Genomic DNA, 21,516 nt, shown 5'->3' with positions numbered 1-21,516 from the left:
TAGGGAAGGAATAAATTTTTTGTCCATGATAAAGTTATAAAATTAAAAAGCCACGAATTTAATTCGTGGCTTAAAGTTACTTTATTATTTCTTAACTCGTGGATTTTTTTGCTTTCTGGATAGCGACTGTCAACTCTTGCGTAGCTTCGTCTAAATCCATGAAAATGATATCTCCGACAGCAATTTTGGAGGTGATTATTTCCTCAGCTAAAGCATCTTCAACATATTTCTGAATTGCTCTTTTAAGCGGACGCGCACCAAATTGTTTATCAAAACCTTTTTCGGCAATAAACGCTTTGGCTTTGTCTGAAAGATTTAGAGTGTATCCTAATTCAGAAATTCTTCCAAATAGTTTCTTTAATTCGATTTCGATAATCAAATCGATATCGTGTTTTTCTAATGGATTAAAGACAATTACATCATCAATTCTGTTTAAGAATTCAGGAGCAAAAGTTTTCTTCAAAGCATTTTCGATAACACTTTTCGAATTGTCATCGGCTTGGGCAATTTTTGCAGCTGTTCCAAATCCAACACCTTGTCCAAAATCTTTCAATTGACGTGCTCCAACATTAGAAGTCATAATAATGATCGTATTTTTGAAGTCGATTTTACGGCCTAAACTATCCGTCAAATAACCGTCATCTAATACTTGTAACATCATATTGAAAACATCGGGATGTGCTTTTTCAATTTCGTCCAAAAGCACAACACAATAAGGTTTTCTTCTAACTTTTTCAGTTAATTGTCCACCTTCTTCATAACCAACATAACCCGGAGGTGCACCGATTAATCTAGAAATGGCAAATTTCTCCATGTACTCGCTCATGTCAATTCTAATCAAAGCATCTTCAGAATCGAATAATTCTTTGGCTAAAACTTTAGCTAACTGTGTTTTACCAACACCGGTTTGTCCTAAGAAAATAAACGAACCAATAGGGCGATTTGGATCTTTCAAACCGGCACGATTTCTTTGAATAGAACGAGAGATTTTCAAAACAGCTTCGTCCTGTCCAATTACTTTTCCTTTTATTAAATCAGGAAGATGTGCTAGTTTGTTGCTTTCTGTTTGAGCAATACGATTAACAGGAATTCCGGTCATCATCGATACGACATCGGCAACGTTATCTTCGGTAACCAGAATACGATTGCTTTTAGAATCTTCTTCCCATTGTTCTTGAGCAATAGCTAAGTCTTTTTCTAAACGTTTTTCATCATCACGAAGTTTGGCTGCTTCTTCATATTTCTGTTTCTTAACAACCGAATTTTTCAAGTCACGTACTTCTTCCAATTGACGTTCTAACTCCAGAATTTGTTTTGGAACATCAATATTAGTAATGTGAACTCTTGAACCCGCTTCATCCAATGCATCAATTGCTTTGTCTGGAAGAAAACGCTCTGACATATATCTGTTTGTCAATTTAACGCAGGCTTCAATCGCTTCGTCTGTATAGGTAACGCTATGGTGATCTTCGTATTTGTTTTTGATGTTATTCAAAATCGTAATGGTTTCTTCAACTGAGGTTGGTTCTACGATTACTTTTTGGAAACGTCTTTCCAACGCGCCATCTTTCTCGATATATTGTCTGTATTCATCAAGTGTAGTGGCACCAATACATTGTATTTCGCCTCTTGCCAATGCTGGTTTAAACATATTGGAAGCATCAAGTGAACCTGTTGCGCCACCAGCACCAACGATAGTGTGAATTTCGTCAATGAAAAGAATGATATCGTCATTTTTCTCCAACTCATTCATCACGGCTTTCATTCTTTCTTCGAATTGTCCACGGTATTTTGTTCCGGCAACTAAAGATGCTAAATCAAGCGTAACAACTCTTTTTCCGAAAAGAATTCGCGATACTTTCTTCTGAATAATTCGCAAGGCTAAACCTTCGGCAATGGCAGATTTACCAACACCAGGTTCACCAATTAGTAACGGATTATTTTTCTTTCTTCGGCTAAGGATTTGAGAAACTCTTTCAATTTCTTTTTCACGACCAACAACTGGGTCGAGTTTTCCTTCTTCGGCCATCTCGGTTAAATCACGACCAAAATTATCCAAAACAGGCGTTTTAGATTTTTTATTAGTCTTATTTGCCGGATTGTTAAAATTGCCTTCTTTCAAACTGTCATCTTGTCCTGAGTCATCATTATATGATTCGTTTGTTGGCAAATTATCATTAAAATCTTCTTCGCTTGGTGTCATATTTAAATACTGTTCTTTAACTACGTTATAGTCTATTTTCAGACGATGCAGTAGTTTGGTTGTTGGATCATTCTCATTTCTTAAAATACACAATAATAGATGTGCCGTACTGATAGACGTACTTTGAAAAACTTTAGCTTCGAGAAAAGTAGTTTTCAATGCACGTTCCGCTTGACGAGTCAAGTGTAGATTTTTCTTTTCGTTACTGATTTCCACATTTGGATTTGCCGGGCTGAGTACTTCAACCTTCTTTCGCAAATGTTCCAAATCAATAGAAAGATTATTGAGAATAGTAATTGCTTTACCATTTCCGTCTCTTAAAATACCAAGCATTAAATGCTCTGTCCCAATAAAGTCATGACCTAAGCGCAAAGCTTCTTCTTTGCTGTAGGTGATTACGTCTTTAACTCTAGGTGAAAAATTATCATCCATAAATGTAGAATTGGTGATGTAAATTTAGTTATTCAGAATCATTCTAACAAAAACTATTCCGACTAAATCTACTGTCAGCTAATTGACAAAAAAAATGCCAATAATAAAAGTAGGTGCACAAGTAATTTATTAACCAAAAACAACACCTATTTTGTTAATAAATCATTGAAATTTATGGGCAAAAATAGGTGCTAAAATTTTTAAATATTCTATATTAGCACGTTTGGAATTTAAAGTAATTTTTATTAAATAATTTATAGAATATGTCTGACGGAGAAAGGTTAATTCCGATTAACATCGAAGATGAAATGAAATCAGCTTACATCGATTATTCGATGTCGGTTATTGTCTCAAGAGCATTGCCAGACGTGCGCGACGGTTTAAAGCCAGTGCACAGAAGAGTGTTATACGGAATGTATGATTTAGGAGTTTTTTCAAATAGAGCTCACAAAAAATCCGCAAGAATTGTTGGAGAAGTTTTAGGAAAATATCACCCACACGGAGATACTTCGGTTTATGATGCCATGGTTCGTATGGCTCAGGAATGGAGTTTACGATATTTATTGGTTGATGGCCAGGGTAACTTTGGTTCTGTTGATGGTGATAGCCCGGCTGCGATGCGTTATACTGAAGCCAGAATGAAAAAAATGTCGGAAGACATTATGGCAGATATCGACAAGGAAACAGTTGACTTTCAATTAAACTTTGACGATACGTTGTATGAGCCAACAGTTATGCCAACACGTGTTCCAAATTTATTAATTAACGGAGCATCGGGAATTGCAGTTGGTATGGCTACTAATATGGCGCCACACAACCTAACAGAAGTTATTGATGGAACATTAGCTTACATTGATAACAACGATATTGAAATTGACGAGTTAATTACGCACATCAAAGCACCGGATTTTCCAACCGGAGGAACAATCTACGGAATGGAAGGCGTTCGTGAAGCATTCAAAACAGGAAGAGGAAGAATCGTTATTCGTGCTAAAATAAGTTTTGAAGAATCAAACGGAAGAGAAGCGATCATTGTTTCTGAAATTCCATATCAGGTTAATAAGGCAGACATGATTAAGAAAACTGCCGATTTGATTAACGATAAAAAGATTGAAGGTATTTCAAACATCCGTGACGAATCGGATAGAAATGGAATGCGTATCGTTTATGAATTGAAACGTGATGCTGTTCCGAATGTGGTTTTGAATACGTTATATAAATTCACTCAGCTTCAATCTTCTTTCAGTGTAAACAATATTGCGTTGGTAAAAGGAAGACCGCAAATGTTGAATGTAAAAGATTTGATTCATTATTTTGTTGAACATCGTCATGATGTTGTAGTTAGAAGAACACAATTCGAATTGCGTAAGGCGGAAGAAAGAGCACATATTTTAGAAGGTTTAATCATTGCTTCAGATAATATCGACGAAGTAATTGCATTGATTCGTTCTTCAAAAGATGGTGATGAAGCAAGAGGTAAATTGATTGAAAGATTCAGTTTGTCAGACATTCAAGCTCGTGCGATTGTTGAAATGCGTTTGCGTCAGTTAACAGGTCTTGAACAAGACAAGTTAAGAGCAGAATATGAAGAAATCATGAAATTAATTCAACGCTTGAGAGATTTATTGGCAAGCAAAGAATTGAGAATGGAATTGATCAAAGAAGAATTAATCGAAATTAGAGATAAATATGGTGACGCTCGTCGTTCGCTTATTGAATATTCTGGTGGTGATGTAAGTATCGAAGATTTGATTGCCGATGAAAATGTTGTAATCACCATTTCACACGCAGGTTATATCAAACGTACCAACCTTACCGAATACAAAACGCAGAATAGAGGTGGCGTTGGACAAAAAAGTGCTGGAACAAGAGATCAGGATTTCTTAGAGCATATGTATGTTGCCACCAATCACCAATATATGATGTTCTTTACGCAAAAAGGAAAATGTTTCTGGATGCGTGTGTATGAAATTCCGGAAGGAAGCAAAACTGCCAAAGGAAGAGCATTGCAAAACCTTATCAATATTGAATCGGATGACAAGGTGAAAGCATTTATCTGTACCCAAGATTTAAAAGATAAAGAATATACCACTAGCCACAACCTAATTATGGTTACCAAAAAAGGTCAGGTTAAGAAAACATCTTTAGACAAATATTCTAAACCAAGGATTAATGGCGTTGCTGCCATTACGATAAAGGATGGGGATGAATTATTAGGAGCTCAATTAACAAATGGTGAAAGTCAGATTATCTTGGCTGTCAAATCAGGAAAACTGGTTCGTTTCGAAGAAACCAAAACGCGTCCAATGGGAAGAACAGCTTCTGGTGTACGTGGAATTACGCTGAAAGACGCAACAGATGAGGTAATTGGCATGGTTACTGTAAACGACATGGAGAGTGAAATTCTTGTAGTCGCTGAAAACGGTTACGGAAAACGTTCTTCACTTGATGAATACAGAATTACAAACCGTGGTGGAAAAGGTGTAAAAACATTAAATATCACGGAGAAAACAGGTAAACTGATTTCTATCAATTCGGTTACAGATGCGGATGATTTGATGATTATCAACAAATCAGGATTGACTATCAGAATGGCAGTAGAAGATTTGAGAGTAATGGGAAGAGCAACACAAGGTGTGAAACTTATCAATATCAAAGGAAACGATTCTATAGCAGCTGTTACTAAAGTGATGAAAGATGATGTTTCAGAGCCGGAAGTTGATGAAGACGGAAACGTAATCGAAGTAGAAGCCATCGAAAGAGTGAAACCCGTTTTAGAAGTTCTTGAAGATGATGGTTCAATTGAAGACGACGACGAAGATGATGACGATATCGTCGAAGACGATGATGCTGAAGACGATTCTGAGGATGATGAATAGAAACTACAAATCACCAATTAGCCTATTTTAATTGGTGATTTTATTTATAAATTAAAAATTAAAAACAATGAAATCGTAGATTCACGAATTCAAATTAAAAACAAATAATAAAAGTCATGAGTAAAATCAAACACATTATACTGGCTTCGGCAATATTAGTTTCTGTTTCGTCTTTTGCACAAAAAGAGGAGTTAAAAAAATTGAAAAAGATTTATGAAAAAGAAGAAATTAAAGGGAATGATTTAACTGAATACAAAGCTTTAGTAAACAAAGTTGAACCACTTGCAACAGAAGAAGGCGATAAAATTTATGCAGCATTTTATAAAGCAATGGTGCCAGTTTTAGAATCCAATGCTATTGATAAAACAATGACGCCACAGCAACTTCAAATGGCTTATGCAAAATTAGTAACTCCAAAAGCAATTTCAGATTTGGCAGTTGGTTTGAATGCTACTTTAGATTATGAGAAAAAGTCAAGTAAAAAAGTATATACAGACGATATTAAAGAAACAATCGCTGCTTTTAAACCTACTTTTATAGACGTTGCTATTGCACTTGCAGATGCAAAGCAATATAAGCTAGCTTCTGAAGTTCTTTATGGAGCTTATCAATTAGACAAAAGTGATCAAGATAATTTATTTTATGCAGCAAGTTATTCAGCTAATGCTGAAGATTTAGATACAGCATTAGAATATTATTATGAATTAAAAAGACTGAAATATACAGGAGAAAGAAGCATTTATTTTGCTTTCAATACTACTTCTAAAGTAGAAGAAAATTTTGGTGATAACAAAAACTTACGTGATTTAGCCATAAAAGCCGGTTCGCATACAAAGCCTAGAGAAGAGAAAATACCTTCAAAAGCAGGTGTAGTTTATAAAAATATTGCATTGATTCTTGTTCAAAAAGGAAAAGTTGATGAAGCTAGAGCAGCAGTTGCTGAAGCAAGAAAAGCCAATCCGGAAGACAGCGGTTTGATTTTAACTGAAGCTGAATTGTATTTGCAAATTAAAGATTATGAAACGTATACTCGTTTAGTGAATGAAGCATTGCAAAAAGATCCTACTAATGTGGATTTGGTATATAATTTAGGAGTTATTAGTACGAATGCTAATAAGCTTGAAGACGCTGAAAAATATTATAAAAGAGCAATTGAAATAGACCCAAATTATTTTAATGCACTACTTAATTTATCTGAATTGCTATTAAGAGCTGACGAAAAATTTGTTACTGAAATGAACAAATTGGGAACTTCAGAAAAAGATAATAAAAGATATGAAGTTATTAAAGCAGAAAGAAATAAAAATTTTAAATCAGTGCTTCCATATCTTGAAAAAGCAGTTGAATTGAAAGGCGATAATGATGCAGCAAAGAAAACTTTATTAAGCGTATACAATGCACTTGAAATGACGGATAAATACAAAGCATTAAAAGCAAAACAATAAGACATAATTACCAAAGTTGAAGCATAAAAAAGTCCCGATTTTAATCGGGACTTTTTATTTCCTAAACTAACCAAAATATATTTAAAAAAATAATTATGCAACACCGTTTTCTTGAGTAGAAACTTTTTTCAAGAAAGATCTGATTAACACACTGTTTGTATTGATACCAGAGTTAATCAATTGTTTTTTGCTGAATGTTCCGTTTGATGTATTGTTATTTGTAGTTTTTTTTGAACCCATAAACCAAACTGCGAAATCCATTGTAGTAGAAGCAACAGCTTTATCAGTAGTGATAACCATTTTCACTTCGTTAGAAACAGAAACCTCAGTTGAAGTAGTTGCAACAACACTAGTAGTAGTTGTTTGAGCAAATGCTCCAGTAGATGATAATACTAATAATGCGAAAGCAACAAATAATTTGATGTTTGTTTGAGTTCTATTGTTATTAGCTGTTGTCATAATTTGGTTTCTTTATTATTTCTTCACCAAAACTACTGCAACACTTCTCAGCCTGAAAATATTTTCGATAACTAACCCCAAAACTCGTTTAAACGACAAAATCAATGAATTCAAGGGTTTTGGGCGTTTTTTTGTGCAGTTCGTCTATGAAATGTTAAAAAAAGAGGTATTTCACCGATGAAAAGCCATAATTTTCCATGAACTACATCATCAAATTGATTATCGCAGCAACAAATCAATGATTAGTGACAAAATCTTAGTAAATTAGCATCATAATATAATATTTGTCTCCCAAAATGAAAGTAGAACAAAAAGGACATACCACAACTATTAGAAACACCCAAAGCAATACAGCCGAGTTTTATCAAAAGCTACATCACGAGTACAATAGTTTTAAATCACAAAACCTTATAGTTGATTTATCTCATGATAAAGCGTTGACTATGGATGATATAAAGCTTTTTACCGACTTGATTAAAATTCATGCCAAAGCAAAGAAGTCATTAGTACTAGTAACCAATAGTGTAAATTTTAATGCTGTTCCAAAAAGCATTACGCTTGTTCCCACAATTTTAGAAGCTCATGACATCATAGAAATGGAAGAAATTGAACGCGATTTAGGATTTTAATAGTTATATGAAATTAACCATTCTTGGCTGTTATGCAGCAACTCCACGAACCATAACTAATCCAACTTCGCAAGTGTTGGAAATTAGAAACCGAATGTTCTTAATTGATTGCGGAGAAGGAACGCAAGTACAGTTGCGTAAAAACAAACTTAAGTTTTCCAAAATCAATCATATTTTTATTTCGCATTTACATGGAGATCATTTTTATGGATTGGTAGGTTTGATTTCAACTTTTATGTTACTTAATCGCCAAACTGATTTGCATGTGTATGGACCAAAAGGCATAAAGGAAATTATATTGCTTCAGTTGCGTTATTCTAATTCCTATACTGGCTATAATTTATATTTTTACGAATTGGATTCCAAAGAAAGCGAGGTTGTTTATGAAGATGAAAAGGTTATCGTGAAAACTATTCCATTAAAACACAGAATATATACCAATGGATTTTTGTTCCAGGAAAAAATTGGTGACCGAAAACTGAATGTTGATGCTGTTCAGGAATATAAAATAGATACGTGTTATTATCAAAAAATTAAAAACGGAAGAGACATCACGCTAGATGATGGCACTGTTATTCCAAATGCGGAAATTACTTTTGATCCAATCCAACCTAAAAGCTATGCATTTTGTAGCGACACAATGTATGATGAATCGATAATTTCCATAATTGAAAATTGTGATGTATTGTATCACGAAACAACATTTTTAGAATCGGAAGCTGACAAAGCCGAGAAAACAATGCACAGCACAGCGAAACAAGCAGCAACAATAGCTGCAAAAGCAAATGTAAAACAATTAATTTTAGGACATTACAGCACACGATACGATTCGATTGATTTATTCAGACAAGAAGCGGAAATAGTGTATTCAGATGTGCTGCTTGCCGATGATGGTAAAACATTTGAATTTTAATAAAAGTGTGCCCAAAAGAAATGTGTTAATTTTGTAGCGTAAAATAAAAGTAAAATGGAAGACTTAAGCAATTATAGAAAGTCCTATGAGAAAAGCCAGCTTCTGGAAAATACGATTCCAGAAGATCCAATCAATTTATTCCACAAATGGTTTTATGAAACCCAAGATTTTGGTGGTCCCGACGCTTCGGGAGAGGTCAATGCGATGACTGTTGCTACTATTGGTTTGGATGGTTTTCCAAAATCGAGAGTGGTTTTACTCAAAAAATTCAATGAGGAAGGTTTTATATTTTATACCAATTACACATCAGAGAAAGGGAAAGCCATCCTGAACAATCCTAATATTTGTCTCTCCTTCTTTTGGCATAGTATGGAAAGACAAGTTATTATAAAAGGAATAGCAGAGAAAACCTCGGGCACCATTTCAGATAATTATTTTGAATCACGACCAGACGGAAGTAAACTGGGTGCTATAGTTTCTCCGCAAAGCGAAGTTATACCCTCAAGAGACTATTTAGATAATAAGTTGAAAGAACTGGAATCAACTTATGAAGGAAGAGAAATTCCACGTCCGGAATATTGGGGCGGTTTTTTAGTTCGACCAATAGAATTGGAATTCTGGCAAGGAAGACCAAATCGATTGCACGATAGAATTAGGTACAAACTCCAAGACGATTTCAATTGGAAGATTGATAGACTTTCTCCTTAAATTGTAGTACTACTATTCAATAGTAACTGAACCACTCGCAAGAGTGGTTTTTTAGTTTAATGAACGGATAAAATAAGTATCGACGAAACGCATTAAAGTAGGAAAAATACCTATAGTAAAATAAAAATTATGCAATTCATCGATTTTATTTGTGCTTTAAACGTCAAAAGTTGTAGAATTGTTTAACGAAATAAAACAATACGTTCTTTCAAATTAAATTATATAAAGTGTTTGCCCCACATCTACTTTATTAAGAACTGTCAATATTAATCGAATAAAGTGTTTGCCCCACATCTACTTTATTAAAAACTTAACCTACTACTATGAAAGCAAAAATGTTTAGAGCATTGTTGCCGTTAGCAATCGTGTTCACTATGGTATCTTGTTCTTCTGATTCTTCAGAAGGTTCTTCAACTGACAACAAAATTGTAACTACCTACAATTACAACGAAACGGAGTTAAGGCTTGTTGAACTTATCAATGATTATCGTGCAAGTATTGGATTGAATACACTTGAAGTAATCAATCACATCTCTTATAAATCACAAGAGCACAATATTTATATGATTGATAATTCTGTTGTAAACCATGATTATTTCCAACAAAGATCTAGCAATCTGATCCAAGTATTGGGAGCAGATAGAGTAGGCGAGAACATTGCCTACAACTACCAAACCGCAGAAAGCGCTATGAGTGCTTGGTTAAACAGCCCAGCTCACAAAGACAACATCGAAGGTGATTACACTCATTTGGGTATATCGGTTACAGTTGACGAAACAACTGGAAAAAAATATTACACCAATATGTTTATGAAGAAAAAATAGTTTGATTATTGTTTTGTTTGATTTTGACAGATCGAAAAATCCCGATGCAAATCGGGATTTTTTTTATTTAAAACTTTAATTTTTACCACATAGATTCATAGAAAATAAGAATGATTATTCTATACTAAAGCAAAGCTTCTTGTTAAGTTTCAAAATCTATATTTCTATATGGTTTAAAGTTACTTCAAACTTCCCACCATATCTTCCGGTTTTACCCAAGCATCAAAATCTTCTGCAGATACATAACCCAATCGAACAGCTTCTTCTTTCAAAGTTGTTCCGTTTTTATGTGCTGTTTGAGCAATTTCAGCCGATTTATAATACCCTATTTTAGTATTTAAAGCGGTTACAAGCATTAATGAATTATCAACTAATTCTTTGATACGTTTATGATTTGGTTCGATTCCGCTGGCGCAATGTTCTTCAAAAGAAACACAGGCATCGCCAAGTAATCGTGCCGATTGTAAAAAGTTCGCAGCCATTACCGGTTTGAAAACATTCAATTCATAATGACCTTGCATTCCACCAACAGAAATCGCCACATCGTTACCCATAACCTGAGCACAAACCATGGTCAAAGCTTCGCATTGCGTTGGATTCACTTTACCCGGCATAATGGATGAACCCGGTTCGTTTTCTGGAATTATAATTTCACCAATTCCGGAACGTGGACCCGAAGCTAGCATTCTAACATCATTTGCAATTTTATTTAACGAAACTGCCAATTGTTTCAAAGCACCGTGAGCTTCAACAATAGCGTCGTGTGAAGCCAAAGCTTCAAACTTATTTGGAGCCGTTACAAAAGGATGGCCGGTAAATTTGGCAATATATTCCGCTACTTTCACATCATAACCCGCTGGTGTATTTAATCCGGTGCCAACGGCAGTTCCTCCAAGAGCAACTTCGGATAAATGTGACAATGTATTTTTTAATGCTTTTATTCCGTAGTTTAATTGGGCAACATAACCCGAAATTTCTTGACCAAGAGTCAAAGGAGTGGCATCCATTAAATGTGTTCTTCCAATTTTTACAACATTAATGAATTCCTTTGCTTTTGCATCTAACGTATCGCGCAGTTTTTCAACTCCGGGAATTGTTACTTCTACAGCAGCTTTATAGCAAGCAATGTGCATTCCTGTTGGGAACGTATCGTTTGATGATTGTGATTTGTTTACATCGTCATTTGCTTTTACCAGTTGTTCGCCTTCGCCAATTTTAAATCCGGCTAAAACTTGTGCGCGATTGGCAATAACTTCATTCACATTCATATTGCTTTGAGTTCCAGAACCAGTTTGCCAAATAACCAATGGAAATTCATCAACTAATTTTCCGACCAAGATTTCGTCGCAAACGGCTGCTATGGCGTCACGTTTTTCGGTTGATAAAACACCTAAATCACAATTGGCATAAGCAGCAGCTTTTTTTAGATAGGCGAAACCTTCTATGATTTCTTTTGGCATTGATGCAGATGGACCAATTTTAAAATTATTTCTAGAACGTTCGGTTTGTGCTCCCCAATAGTTGTCGGCAGGAACTTTAACTTCACCCATTGTGTCTTTTTCTATTCTGTATTCCATTGTGTTTTTAGTTTATGGTTTATCGTTTATGGTTTTTTAGCCCCGATAGTAGTGGAAATCCTGACATTGCGAAAAACAATCATGATGAGATTAGCTGCGCTCAGTTCGCTACGCTCGGGTGTCTTCGTTCCTCGCAATGACAGATTGAAACGAATAGCGGGAAACAGCTTCTAAAAAAAGCTACGCAAAATTACGCATAAAAACTATTTAATAAAAATTGATTTTGTTTTTGCATAGCTTAAATATTCCGCTTACATTTGCTTATAATTCAAAAAAATTCCGGAAAACATGTTTGAATTTTCACAGTATTTAGGTTTCTTAGCTTTCTTAACCATTTTAACCATTGGTTTTTGGTTGATGATGTTTTTAATAACTTTCGTTGTTCCTTATTGGATTTATGGAGGTGTTAAAGAATTGTTGCAAGAAAGAAAAGCAAAAAGAAACGCAGAACAAACAGCTTAATTTTAAGTTTTTGTTTTTGAAAAAGCCCCGAATTTCGGGGCTTTTTTCTTTATTATTATCCAGGAAAATCGCCGTTATCCTCCTGTTGGTTGCCTTTTGGTCTTTTATCTTTTTCATTTTTCTGAACATTAAATCTATAAGTAAACGAAAGATTGACTTGTCGTTGTCTCCATTGCATTTCACTATGTGAATTTACAATACCGGAAAGATAAGTGTCCATAATTCTTTTTCTCGAATTGAATACGTCGCTGACATTAAAGGCAACAGTTCCTTTGTCTTTAAAAACATCTTTGCTCAATGCTAAATTCATACTAAAATTACCCAAAGTGCTTCCCTGATTGTTTTTTTGCTCACCATTATACGTCATGTTAGTTTGCCAATCAATTTTGTATGGTAAACTAATTTTAGAAGTCAAACGAGTAAACCAGGAAGTAGTTTTATAATCAAAATCCTGAACAACAGGATTGCCTGTAAAGTCACTATAAGTATAATCACCATCGGTTTGTATGTAGAAGAAATTGAAGTTGCTGTTTAATTTCCACCATTTGTATGGAGAATAGTTCAAGGTAAATTCAAATCCGCTTCTGTATTCTGTTGCTAAATTAATTGGAGACGAAATAATAACTGGAACTCCGTTTTCAAACGTTCCTGTTTCTCTTCTTACTTGTTGGAAAACATCAGTTGTTTTATTTACATACAAAGAAGTATTGAAAGTAAGTTTGTTCCAACGTTTTAAATAACCTAAATCAATTGCATCAGTAAACGCCGGATCTAAATCGGGATTTCCGATAAAAATATTTACGTTGCTCGATAAGTTGTTAAACGGATTCAACTGTCTTCCTCTTGGTCTTTGAATTCTGCGGCTATAGCTTAATGATGCAGTGCTTCTATCGTCGATTTCATAATTAAAGATAGCACTTGGGAAGAAGTTGTTGTATTTTTTATTCGTAAAATCGTTTGTAGCTAATTGGTTTACATCAATATCTGAATCTTCGCAACGAAGTCCTAATAGCGTTGAAAATTTTTTAATTTTGAATCCGTACTGTGTATAAAGCGAGTTTACATTTTCTTTATATTCTAATGTATTGGTGAAGTTAGGAAACGGAACACCATTTCTGTCAACAGCATAATTAGTTGTATTTACCAAAAAATTGCCACGATACCCTAATTCAAACTGGCTTCCTTTTCTGAGTGGCAATACATAATCTGCTTGTATAGTATTTCTGCTTTGCGTTTGATTATTTACAGTTTCATCAATGCCTATTGTGCTGTTTGCGGTAGACGTATCCGTAATTTGAGCTAAATTTTTATCTGCATTAGAAGAAAATGAACCATCTATAGTTAATTTATGACCTTCTTTTTTGAAGTTTTTAGTTAAGTTGGTATTGAATTCTACATTTTTACTTTTACTATCTTCTTCGTTTATTCTGTTTCTGGTATACGTATAATCATAGTTTACGTCATAATAGTTTTGGAAAACATTGTCACGATTATCACCGTTGCTTCTTCTGTAATTAAAAATATTGGTCCAAGTAGTTGATTCGTTTAAAAACCAATCCACTCCAATATTTGCGTTATATGATTTGCTCAATCGTTCATTCTCTCTTGTTTCATTCATAAAATCTCTGGTAGAATTATCTGAGTTCAAATATCTTGAATCAGTAAATGCATTCCCCGGATTATTTCGATAGTTATATCCTTGCGTAGTGAACAAGTTAAATTCTTTTGTTTTATAATTTACAGTTCCAGTTAATCCATAGGTTTCAGGATCGCCAGCGTTAGCAATGACTGTTCCGTTTAAACCAATATTTTTACCTTTTCTTAGCACAATATTTATAATTCCACCACCACCTTCAGCATCATAACGTGCAGATGGATTGGTGATTACTTCTACTTTATCTAGTGCATCAGCTGGTATCGATTTGAGTGCATCAGCAATACTAATAGCATTTGATGGTCTTCCGTCAATAAGTACTTTTACATTATCATTGCCTCGTAAAGCTACATTTCCTTCAGCGTCAACAGTAACCGAAGGCACATTATCTAATACATCACTAGCAGTTCCGCCTTTTACCATCATATCCTGACCAACGTTGTATACTTTTTTATCGAGTTTTATTTCAACAGTAGATTTTTCTGCGCGAACAACTACTTCGTTAAGTTGGGTTGCATCTTCTTCTAAAACTATTGTTCCCAAATTTGTAGCTTGTGTCAGTTGTTTTTGACTAATGGTTGTTGGTTTAAAAGAAATAAATTCTAAAGTGACATCATAAATTCCTGGCACAACATCTATAGAATAATCACCTTTATTATCGGTAATTCCACCAAAAATCAACTTTGGGTTTTTATTGTTTTTTAAAGTTATGGTAGCGTATTCAAGCGGGAGTTTACTTGTCTTTTCGATGATTTTTCCTGTGATAGCAATTTTAGTACGTTCAGGCCTTTCTTGTCCGAAGACCGTAATAGATAGTAGTAATACAAGAGCGGATAAAAGATACTGTAACTTTCTCATAGATAATTTTTCAACTTTCGAGGCAAAATTACATTTTAGCATTTTAAACGTGTCCCAACGGTTTGTTAAATAAAGTCTTTCAATTTGGTAAGTTCTCTACCAATTATGGCTTTATCTCCATCAATAACTATTGGCCTTTCAATTAAAATAGGGTGTTTGGCTAATGCCTTTATGATATCAGGATCAGTTAGCGATTTACCTTTATACTTATCAATCCATATTGTTTCTTTTTGACGAACTAATTCAATGGGCTTGATTTTCAGTTTTTTAATCAGTGCTTTAAGTTCGTCAACATTTAATGGGTTTTCCAAATAATTGATGATTTCAAAATGCTGTTTGGATTCTGTTATGAATGCCAAGCAGTCTCTTGATTTTCCGCATCGTGCATTATGAAGTATTTGCAACATTTTTTTTTACAATGTAATATATTTTAATAGAAAAAAGTTAATTTAGGCGAAACAAAAAAAGCTATGTTTTTAGAAGAAGGATTTTTGCCAACAAATAAATTTTGGATGTATTTAGTTGGATCACTTATAATTTTTGTCGCTTCAGCCATTGGTCAATTGCCACTGGTTATTGCTGTTCTGATTAAATCATTCAAAACAGGGAAGCCTTTCCCAAAGACAGAAACTGATATAATGACTTTTTTATCATTAAACACAACCCTATTTCTGTTATTGATTTCATTTGTAGTGGCCTTCTTTGCCATTATTTTAATAGTGAAGTATCTTCACAAGCAAACTCTCTTATCTATTACTACTTCTAGAGAAAAAGTGGATTTTAAAAGAATATTTTTTTCGTTTTCACTTTGGGGAATTTTTACGGTAGGTTCAACATTGCTAATGTACTACACCAATCCGGATTCTTTTGTTTTAAATTTCAAACCGATTCCATTTTTAATTTTGGCTGTTATTGGAATTGCTTTAATTCCTATTCAAACTAGTACAGAAGAATATGTGTTTAGAGGTTATTTGATGCAAGGATTTGCGGTCTTGGCCAAAAACAGATGGTTTCCGTTGTTGTTGACTTCGGTTATTTTTGGAACGATGCACATCGCTAATCCAGAAGTACAAAAGTTGGGCTATATTGTTTTGGTATATTATATTGGAACAGGTTTTTTTCTCGGAATTATCACGCTAATGGATGAAGGAATGGAATTAGCACTTGGTTTTCATGCAGCGAATAACCTAGTTGGCGCTTTATTGATTACTTCCGATTGGTCAGCTTTTCAAACGAATTCTATTTTTAAAGATGTTTCTGAACCGTCAGCTGGATTTGAAATTTTGGTACCAATCTTTATTATTTTTCCACTACTATTATATATCTTTAGTAAAAAATATAATTGGACCAATTGGAAAGAAAAACTTACCGGAACAATTATAATTGAAGTTATAGAACTAATACAAAATACTGAAAATCATGAATAGTCCAACCTACGAAAATGTACATAATTTGTTCAAGTTGAATGGATTTCATCTGGATAGAGAAGATTTATGTCGTGTGGCGTATAGTTTTATCAAAGAAGGAGAAGATTTTGAAAAACCGGTAGGTGATTTTTTATTAGACTGGTTTGATAGTAAAAATTTTATTGAAATGGAAACTTCGGGAACAACCGGAGTGCCAAAAACAATTTCTGTCCATAAACAAGCGATGGTAGATTCAGCATTGGCTACTGGCGATTTTTTCGAATTGGAACCAGGCAATAAAGCACTGCAATGTTTGCCTATAAAATACGTAGCAGGCAAAATGATGTTGGTTCGAGCTATGATTTTAGGACTCGAATTAGAGTTTGTGGCTCCAAGTTCACATCCATTAGACAATAACGAAATTGATTTTGATTTTGTAGCGATGGTTCCCTTGCAGGCGCAAAATTCAATAGATGAATTAAAAAAAGTAAAAAAGATGATTATTGGCGGTGCAGCCGTAAATAAAGCACTGGAAAAGCAACTATTAAAATTGCCAATCGAAGTATATGAAACCTACGGTATGACGGAAACTATTACTCATATAGCCGCCAGAAAGTTGGGAGAAAAAGCATTTACAGTGCTGCCTCACGTTACGATTTCGTATGACGATAGAAATTGCTTGGTTATCCACGCTCCAAGGATATCTCCAGAAGTTATCATGACTAATGATATTGTTGAATTAGTAAATGAAAATCAATTTATTTTCCTAGGTAGAATGGATAATGTTATCAATAGTGGCGGAATCAAATTAATTCCAGAACAAATAGAAGAGAAGCTAGCCAGTAAAATTCAACAACGTTTTTTTATTGCGTCAAAACCGGATAATGAATTAGGAGAAAAAGTGGTGTTAGTTATCGAAGGCGAAAAACATGAGCTTGATGATTCGCTTTATGAGTCTTTGGATAAATACGAAAAGCCAAAAGAGCTTATTTTTATACCCAAGTTTAAAGAAACTACAACTGGAAAAATTTTAAGAAAAGAAACAATGAAATAAAAAAAAACGTTCCAATTATTTATTGGGACGTTTTTTCCTTTAAAGTAAACAACTTATTTTTCCATTTTAAAATAGTAATCAGCTGAATGTTTTCCGCTGCCATAAATGGTGTAAAAAATACTTACTGCCAATGTCACTAACGAAATGATTAAGTTGACAACATTCATATCTCCAATAAAATTTAGTAAGACGGCACCAATAAGAATAGGCAATTGCGCTATTAATGCCCAACGTGTCAACAATCCGAAAACAATCATAATACCACCCATAATATGAGCTGCCGCAATGTAATGGAAAGTTAACATGCCACCCATAAAATTACTTACGGGACCAATTAAATCTTCAAAACCGCGACTATTACTGACGAAATAACCGCCTTTGTAAATTAAAAAAATGCCTAAAATAATTCTGATGGCGTCGAACCAAAAAGTAGAGTGAGCATTTGCCCATTTGTTCAAACCTTTTACTGAAGTATCCATAATAACAAAGTTTAAAATTCAGTCTAAGTTACTATTTTTTAATAAGATACAAAGTTATTTTTTTAGTTTTTTATTTAACAGCAGTCGAAAAATAAAATTTATTGCTGTTAAAGTTCTTGCTCCCAAAAGGCAATTTTACTTTTTCTTTTGTTTTGGTTTTATTGTTGCTTACAAGTATACGTGTTACTTTACCATTGATTTCAACTTCAACAGGCATTACAAAATTAGGTTCATCTGTTTTCCATTTCAAAACAAGATGCCTTTTTTTATCCATTGAAACCAATAACTCAGGAATATTTTTGTGTCTTAAATACTGATTAAAAACAGGAGTCAGATTCATTCCAGTTTCGGTATTAAAAAAACTGACAACAGTTTCGGTATTAATTATTTTATGACGGAATGTTTCGGAATATTTCAATAGTATTTTCCACCATTTCTCATCATTGTTTACAATATGTCTCAGGGTATTTAAGAACAGTGCTCCTTTTTCATACATATCTGTAGAGCCTTCTTTATTTACACCATAAGTGCCTATAATTGGACTTAAATTATCAATATTTCTTTTGCAACCGTTTACATATTGTTGTCCTTTTTCATAACCATATTGACATTCAACATAAACATTTTCAGTGTAACAAGTAAAACCTTCGTGTATCCACATATCAGCAATGTCTTTGGATGTAACGCTGTTGCCAAACCATTCGTGCCCACTTTCGTGAATAATAATATAGTCAAAAAGTAACCCTATTCCAGTTCCGGATCTATCGTTCCCTAAATAACCTTTTATATATTTATTGCCGTAGGCCACAGCACTTTGATGTTCCATACCTAAATAAGGTGTTTCCACCAATTTATATCCGTCATCTGAAAAAGGATATGGGCCAAACTTACTCTGAAAGCAATCCATCATTGGTTTAACTTCTTCAAAATGCATTCGGGCTGCTGCTTCGTTTTCACGTAAAACATAGTAATCTAAATCCAAGCCTTTGTAGTTTTTATGAATGTTTACGTAGTCGCCTATGTTTACTGTTATTGAATAGGTGTTTATCGGATTTTTGACTTCCCAATCCCAACGTGTGTAACCATTTTTTATCCCGTTTTCAAATAACGGGACGCTTCCCATAAATCTTCCGTTGGAAACATTCATCAAACCATTTGGAACTGCTACTTTTATTGTTGCACCAAAATCGGGTTCATCGCTCTGTGAATCTTTTACCGGATACCATAAAGAAGCTCCGGTTCCTTGACAGGCGACACCAATCCATGGCTTTCCTTGTTTATCTTTCGTAAAAACAAAACCACCATCCCAAGGTGCATTTTTGGCAATAATAGGTTTTCCGGAATAGTAAAATGTTAGATTTTGTGTTTCAGTTCCTTTAATTAATGTAGTTGGAAAATCAATAAAAACGGCATTGAATTCCCTTTTATAATTAAGTTTTTTAGAGTTGAAAACAATACTGTCAATCTGCATGTTTGCAAATAAATCCAATTGTATTTTTGAAGTAGTATTGATTACTTTAAAGGTAATATTGTTATATCCAACTACTGATTTCTCTTCTGGATTAATCTTGATGTTCAAATTATAACGAAGCACATCAAAACAAGTTCGCTCCGGACGCAGTCCGCCTTGAAGCGAGTCTTTACGTGTTGTTTTTTCTTGTGCAGAAAGAAGTTGGAAGTTGCAAATGATAAAACTTAGAACAAGTATTTTTTTCATAGTTTACAAATAAAAAATCTAAAATATTAGTGCGACTAATTTTAATTTTGTTACGATTAAACCTGAATCACACCCAAATTAAATTTCTTTTCAATAGGCGAGTGGTTGGCTGCTTCGATTCCCATTGAAATCCAGGTGCGGGTTTCTAATGGATCAATAATAGCGTCCGTCCAAAGTCGTGCTGCTGCATAATAAGGAGAAACTTGTGCATCATAACGCGCTTTAATTTTATCGAATAATTCTTGTTCCACTTTTTCGTCTACAGTTTCTCCTTTGGCTTTTAAGGAGGAAGCTTCTATTTGTGCCAATACTTTTGCAGCTTGTGTTCCACCCATAACGGCAAGTTCGGCACTTGGCCAAGCGAATATTAATCTTGGGTCATACGCTTTTCCACACATGGCATAATTTCCTGCTCCGTATGAATTTCCAACAATCACAGTGAATTTTGGCACAACCGAATTAGAAACCGCATTTACCATTTTGGCTCCGTCTTTAATGATTCCGCCATGTTCAGACTTGCTTCCAACCATAAATCCGGTAACGTCTTGCACAAATACCAATGGAATTTTCTTTTGATTACAATTGGCAATAAATCGCGTGGCTTTATCTGCAGAATCTGAATAAATCACACCACCAAATTGGATTTCTCCTTTTTTGGTTTTGGAAACCGTTCGTTGGTTAGCTACAATTCCTACAGCCCAACCATCAATTCGGGCATAACAAGTAATTATAGATTTTCCGTAATCGGGTTTATACATATCCATTTCAGAATTATCGACCAACCGTTTAATGATTTCCATCATATCATATTGGTCGGTTCTTGATTTCGGAATTATTCCATAGATGTCTTCTTCTTTCAAGGCTGGTTTTTGAGACGCTTCTCTGTTGAAACCTGCTTTTTCATAATCACCAATTTTTCCAACGATGCTTTTTATTCTGTCTAAAGCGTCTTTATCGTCTTTAGCTTTATAATCGGTAACACCTGAAATTTCACAGTGCGTTGTGGCTCCACCAAGGGTTTCATTGTCTATGTTTTCACCAATGGCTGCTTTTACCAAATAACTTCCCGCAAGGAAAATACTTCCAGTCTTATCAACAATCATCGCTTCGTCACTCATAATCGGAAGATAGGCACCACCGGCAACACAGCTTCCCATAACAGCGGCAATTTGGGTAATTCCCATACTGCTCATGATGGCATTGTTACGGAATATGCGTCCGAAATGTTCTTTGTCGGGAAAAATTTCATCCTGCATTGGTAGATACACTCCGGCAGAATCAACCAAATAAATTATTGGCAAGCGATTTTCCATGGCGATTTCTTGAGCACGAAGATTCTTTTTTCCGGTAATAGGAAACCAAGCACCGGCTTTTACGGTAGCATCATTGGCAACAACAATAGATTGTTTTCCTTTGATGTAACCCATTTTTACCACCACGCCACCAGAAGGACAACCACCATGTTCGACATACATTCCATCACCAACAAAAGCCCCAATTTCGATGCTTTTGGCTTTCGTGTCAAGCAAATAATCGATGCGTTCACGTGCTGTCATTTTACCCTCGGCGTGCAGTTTTTCAATGCGTTTAGTTCCTCCACCCAATTTTACTTTGGCAAAATTATTTTTTAAATTGGCTAATAAAAGTTTGTTGTGATCTTCGTTTTTATTGAAGTTGATATCCATAGTGTATATTTGGCTGCGTTTGATGGGTGCTAAAATACGAAATCGTTTTCAATAAGATAAAGTAGTATATTTGATTTTATTTGATAACATTAAAAAAGCTTTTTCTATTTGTTAATATTCTCTTAACATTAG

17 protein-coding genes are annotated in these 21,516 nt (G+C 34.4%); 9 read left to right on the top strand and 8 right to left on the bottom strand.

What is annotated here, in order from left to right; all coding sequences use genetic code 11:
• Nucleotides 1-91: 91 nt before the first annotated feature.
• Nucleotides 92-2,635, bottom strand: coding sequence for an ATP-dependent Clp protease ATP-binding subunit (locus RMN97_RS02790; protein WP_309613006.1), 2,544 nt, complete (start codon nucleotides 2,633-2,635; stop codon nucleotides 92-94).
• 263 nt (nucleotides 2,636-2,898) lie between these two features.
• Between RMN97_RS02790 and gyrA the strand changes: the two genes are divergently transcribed.
• Nucleotides 2,899-5,514 carry a DNA gyrase subunit A gene (gyrA, locus tag RMN97_RS02785; RefSeq protein ID WP_309613005.1) on the top strand — a complete coding sequence of 872 codons (2,616 nt, stop codon included), beginning with the start codon at nucleotides 2,899-2,901 and terminating at the stop codon, nucleotides 5,512-5,514.
• 116 nt (nucleotides 5,515-5,630) lie between these two features.
• Entirely contained in the window at nucleotides 5,631-6,959 is a 1,329-nt protein-coding gene (locus RMN97_RS02780) for a tetratricopeptide repeat protein (RefSeq protein ID WP_309613004.1), read from the top strand.
• 93 nt (nucleotides 6,960-7,052) lie between these two features.
• Here the strand turns inward: RMN97_RS02780 and RMN97_RS02775 are convergent, their stop codons facing one another.
• Nucleotides 7,053-7,418 carry a hypothetical protein gene (locus RMN97_RS02775; protein WP_309613003.1) on the bottom strand — a complete coding sequence of 122 codons (366 nt, stop codon included), beginning with the start codon at nucleotides 7,416-7,418 and terminating at the stop codon, nucleotides 7,053-7,055.
• A gap of 296 nt (nucleotides 7,419-7,714) precedes the next feature.
• Here RMN97_RS02775 and RMN97_RS02770 point away from each other — a divergent pair, with 296 nt between their 5' ends.
• The 4 genes from RMN97_RS02770 to RMN97_RS02755 all read left to right on the top strand — a co-directional run bounded on the left by RMN97_RS02770 (nucleotide 7,715) and on the right by RMN97_RS02755 (nucleotide 10,492).
• Nucleotides 7,715-8,047, top strand: a complete 333-nt coding sequence (locus RMN97_RS02770; RefSeq protein ID WP_309613002.1) for a ribonuclease Z — start codon at nucleotides 7,715-7,717, stop codon at nucleotides 8,045-8,047.
• 7 nt (nucleotides 8,048-8,054) lie between these two features.
• Entirely contained in the window at nucleotides 8,055-8,960 is a 906-nt protein-coding gene (locus RMN97_RS02765) for a ribonuclease Z (protein WP_309613001.1), read from the top strand.
• A 54-nt stretch (nucleotides 8,961-9,014) separates the two neighbouring features.
• The gene (pdxH, locus tag RMN97_RS02760; RefSeq protein ID WP_309613000.1) at nucleotides 9,015-9,668 is read left to right on the top strand and encodes a pyridoxamine 5'-phosphate oxidase; all 654 of its coding nucleotides are present in this window, start codon (nucleotides 9,015-9,017) and stop codon (nucleotides 9,666-9,668) included.
• A 323-nt stretch (nucleotides 9,669-9,991) separates the two neighbouring features.
• On the top strand, nucleotides 9,992-10,492 hold the full coding sequence (locus tag RMN97_RS02755) for a CAP domain-containing protein (protein ID WP_309612999.1): 501 nt from the start codon (nucleotides 9,992-9,994) through the stop codon (nucleotides 10,490-10,492).
• A 179-nt stretch (nucleotides 10,493-10,671) separates the two neighbouring features.
• Here RMN97_RS02755 and fumC read toward each other — a convergent pair whose 3' ends face one another.
• Nucleotides 10,672-12,069: a class II fumarate hydratase gene (gene fumC / locus RMN97_RS02750; protein ID WP_309612998.1), complete on the bottom strand. Its 1,398-nt coding sequence runs from the start codon at nucleotides 12,067-12,069 to the stop codon at nucleotides 10,672-10,674.
• A 288-nt stretch (nucleotides 12,070-12,357) separates the two neighbouring features.
• Between fumC and RMN97_RS02745 the strand changes: the two genes are divergently transcribed.
• Nucleotides 12,358-12,531 (top strand): hypothetical protein, encoded by a 174-nt coding sequence (locus RMN97_RS02745; RefSeq protein ID WP_309612997.1) that lies wholly within the window; start codon nucleotides 12,358-12,360, stop codon nucleotides 12,529-12,531.
• Nucleotides 12,532-12,586: 55 nt separating this feature from the next.
• Here the strand turns inward: RMN97_RS02745 and RMN97_RS02740 are convergent, their stop codons facing one another.
• Nucleotides 12,587-15,043: a TonB-dependent receptor domain-containing protein gene (locus RMN97_RS02740; RefSeq protein WP_309612996.1), complete on the bottom strand. Its 2,457-nt coding sequence runs from the start codon at nucleotides 15,041-15,043 to the stop codon at nucleotides 12,587-12,589.
• A gap of 65 nt (nucleotides 15,044-15,108) precedes the next feature.
• A complete protein-coding gene (locus tag RMN97_RS02735; RefSeq protein ID WP_309612995.1) occupies nucleotides 15,109-15,450 on the bottom strand; it encodes an ArsC/Spx/MgsR family protein in 342 nt (113 codons plus the stop codon).
• Nucleotides 15,451-15,513: 63 nt separating this feature from the next.
• Here RMN97_RS02735 and RMN97_RS02730 point away from each other — a divergent pair, with 63 nt between their 5' ends.
• Both RMN97_RS02730 and RMN97_RS02725 read left to right on the top strand, forming a co-directional pair.
• The gene (locus RMN97_RS02730) at nucleotides 15,514-16,470 is read left to right on the top strand and encodes a CPBP family intramembrane glutamic endopeptidase (RefSeq protein WP_309612994.1); all 957 of its coding nucleotides are present in this window, start codon (nucleotides 15,514-15,516) and stop codon (nucleotides 16,468-16,470) included.
• Nucleotides 16,463-17,503: an AMP-binding protein gene (locus tag RMN97_RS02725; RefSeq protein ID WP_309612993.1), complete on the top strand. Its 1,041-nt coding sequence runs from the start codon at nucleotides 16,463-16,465 to the stop codon at nucleotides 17,501-17,503. Before RMN97_RS02730 ends, RMN97_RS02725 begins: the two co-directional genes overlap by 8 nt.
• A 53-nt stretch (nucleotides 17,504-17,556) precedes the next feature.
• Here the strand turns inward: RMN97_RS02725 and RMN97_RS02720 are convergent, their stop codons facing one another.
• From RMN97_RS02720 to RMN97_RS02710, 3 genes are all read right to left on the bottom strand, one after another.
• Nucleotides 17,557-17,982: a DoxX family protein gene (locus RMN97_RS02720; RefSeq protein ID WP_309612992.1), complete on the bottom strand. Its 426-nt coding sequence runs from the start codon at nucleotides 17,980-17,982 to the stop codon at nucleotides 17,557-17,559.
• A gap of 70 nt (nucleotides 17,983-18,052) precedes the next feature.
• Nucleotides 18,053-19,699 carry a M1 family metallopeptidase gene (locus RMN97_RS02715; RefSeq protein WP_309612991.1) on the bottom strand — a complete coding sequence of 549 codons (1,647 nt, stop codon included), beginning with the start codon at nucleotides 19,697-19,699 and terminating at the stop codon, nucleotides 18,053-18,055.
• 56 nt (nucleotides 19,700-19,755) lie between these two features.
• The gene (locus tag RMN97_RS02710; RefSeq protein ID WP_309612990.1) at nucleotides 19,756-21,384 is read right to left on the bottom strand and encodes a carboxyl transferase domain-containing protein; all 1,629 of its coding nucleotides are present in this window, start codon (nucleotides 21,382-21,384) and stop codon (nucleotides 19,756-19,758) included.
• Between the last annotated feature and the right edge of the window lie 132 nt (nucleotides 21,385-21,516).

Origin of the sequence: Flavobacterium sp., assembly GCF_031381455.1 — a bacterium.
Classification (GTDB): domain Bacteria; phylum Bacteroidota; class Bacteroidia; order Flavobacteriales; family Flavobacteriaceae; genus Flavobacterium.
The sequence above is the reverse complement of the archived record's forward strand: the minus strand, read 5'-3'. Positions and strand labels throughout refer to the sequence as shown.

Bases quoted from the DNA above. Each gene is read 5' to 3' on its own strand.
- RMN97_RS02770 (WP_309613002.1), top strand. From the start codon at position 7,715: ATGAAAGTAGAACAAAAAGGACATACCACAACTATTAGAAACACCCAA.
- RMN97_RS02790 (WP_309613006.1), bottom strand. From the start codon at position 2,635: ATGGATGATAATTTTTCACCTAGAGTTAAAGACGTAATCACCTACAGC.
- RMN97_RS02720 (WP_309612992.1), bottom strand. From the start codon at position 17,982: ATGGATACTTCAGTAAAAGGTTTGAACAAATGGGCAAATGCTCACTCT.
- RMN97_RS02715 (WP_309612991.1), bottom strand. From the start codon at position 19,699: ATGAAAAAAATACTTGTTCTAAGTTTTATCATTTGCAACTTCCAACTT.
- RMN97_RS02730 (WP_309612994.1), top strand. From the start codon at position 15,514: ATGTTTTTAGAAGAAGGATTTTTGCCAACAAATAAATTTTGGATGTAT.
- RMN97_RS02710 (WP_309612990.1), bottom strand. From the start codon at position 21,384: ATGGATATCAACTTCAATAAAAACGAAGATCACAACAAACTTTTATTA.
- pdxH (WP_309613000.1), top strand. From the start codon at position 9,015: ATGGAAGACTTAAGCAATTATAGAAAGTCCTATGAGAAAAGCCAGCTT.
- fumC (WP_309612998.1), bottom strand. From the start codon at position 12,069: ATGGAATACAGAATAGAAAAAGACACAATGGGTGAAGTTAAAGTTCCT.
- RMN97_RS02735 (WP_309612995.1), bottom strand. From the start codon at position 15,450: ATGTTGCAAATACTTCATAATGCACGATGCGGAAAATCAAGAGACTGC.
- gyrA (WP_309613005.1), top strand. From the start codon at position 2,899: ATGTCTGACGGAGAAAGGTTAATTCCGATTAACATCGAAGATGAAATG.
- RMN97_RS02740 (WP_309612996.1), bottom strand. From the start codon at position 15,043: ATGAGAAAGTTACAGTATCTTTTATCCGCTCTTGTATTACTACTATCT.
- RMN97_RS02780 (WP_309613004.1), top strand. From the start codon at position 5,631: ATGAGTAAAATCAAACACATTATACTGGCTTCGGCAATATTAGTTTCT.
- RMN97_RS02765 (WP_309613001.1), top strand. From the start codon at position 8,055: ATGAAATTAACCATTCTTGGCTGTTATGCAGCAACTCCACGAACCATA.
- RMN97_RS02745 (WP_309612997.1), top strand. From the start codon at position 12,358: ATGTTTGAATTTTCACAGTATTTAGGTTTCTTAGCTTTCTTAACCATT.
- RMN97_RS02755 (WP_309612999.1), top strand. From the start codon at position 9,992: ATGAAAGCAAAAATGTTTAGAGCATTGTTGCCGTTAGCAATCGTGTTC.
- RMN97_RS02775 (WP_309613003.1), bottom strand. From the start codon at position 7,418: ATGACAACAGCTAATAACAATAGAACTCAAACAAACATCAAATTATTT.
- RMN97_RS02725 (WP_309612993.1), top strand. From the start codon at position 16,463: ATGAATAGTCCAACCTACGAAAATGTACATAATTTGTTCAAGTTGAAT.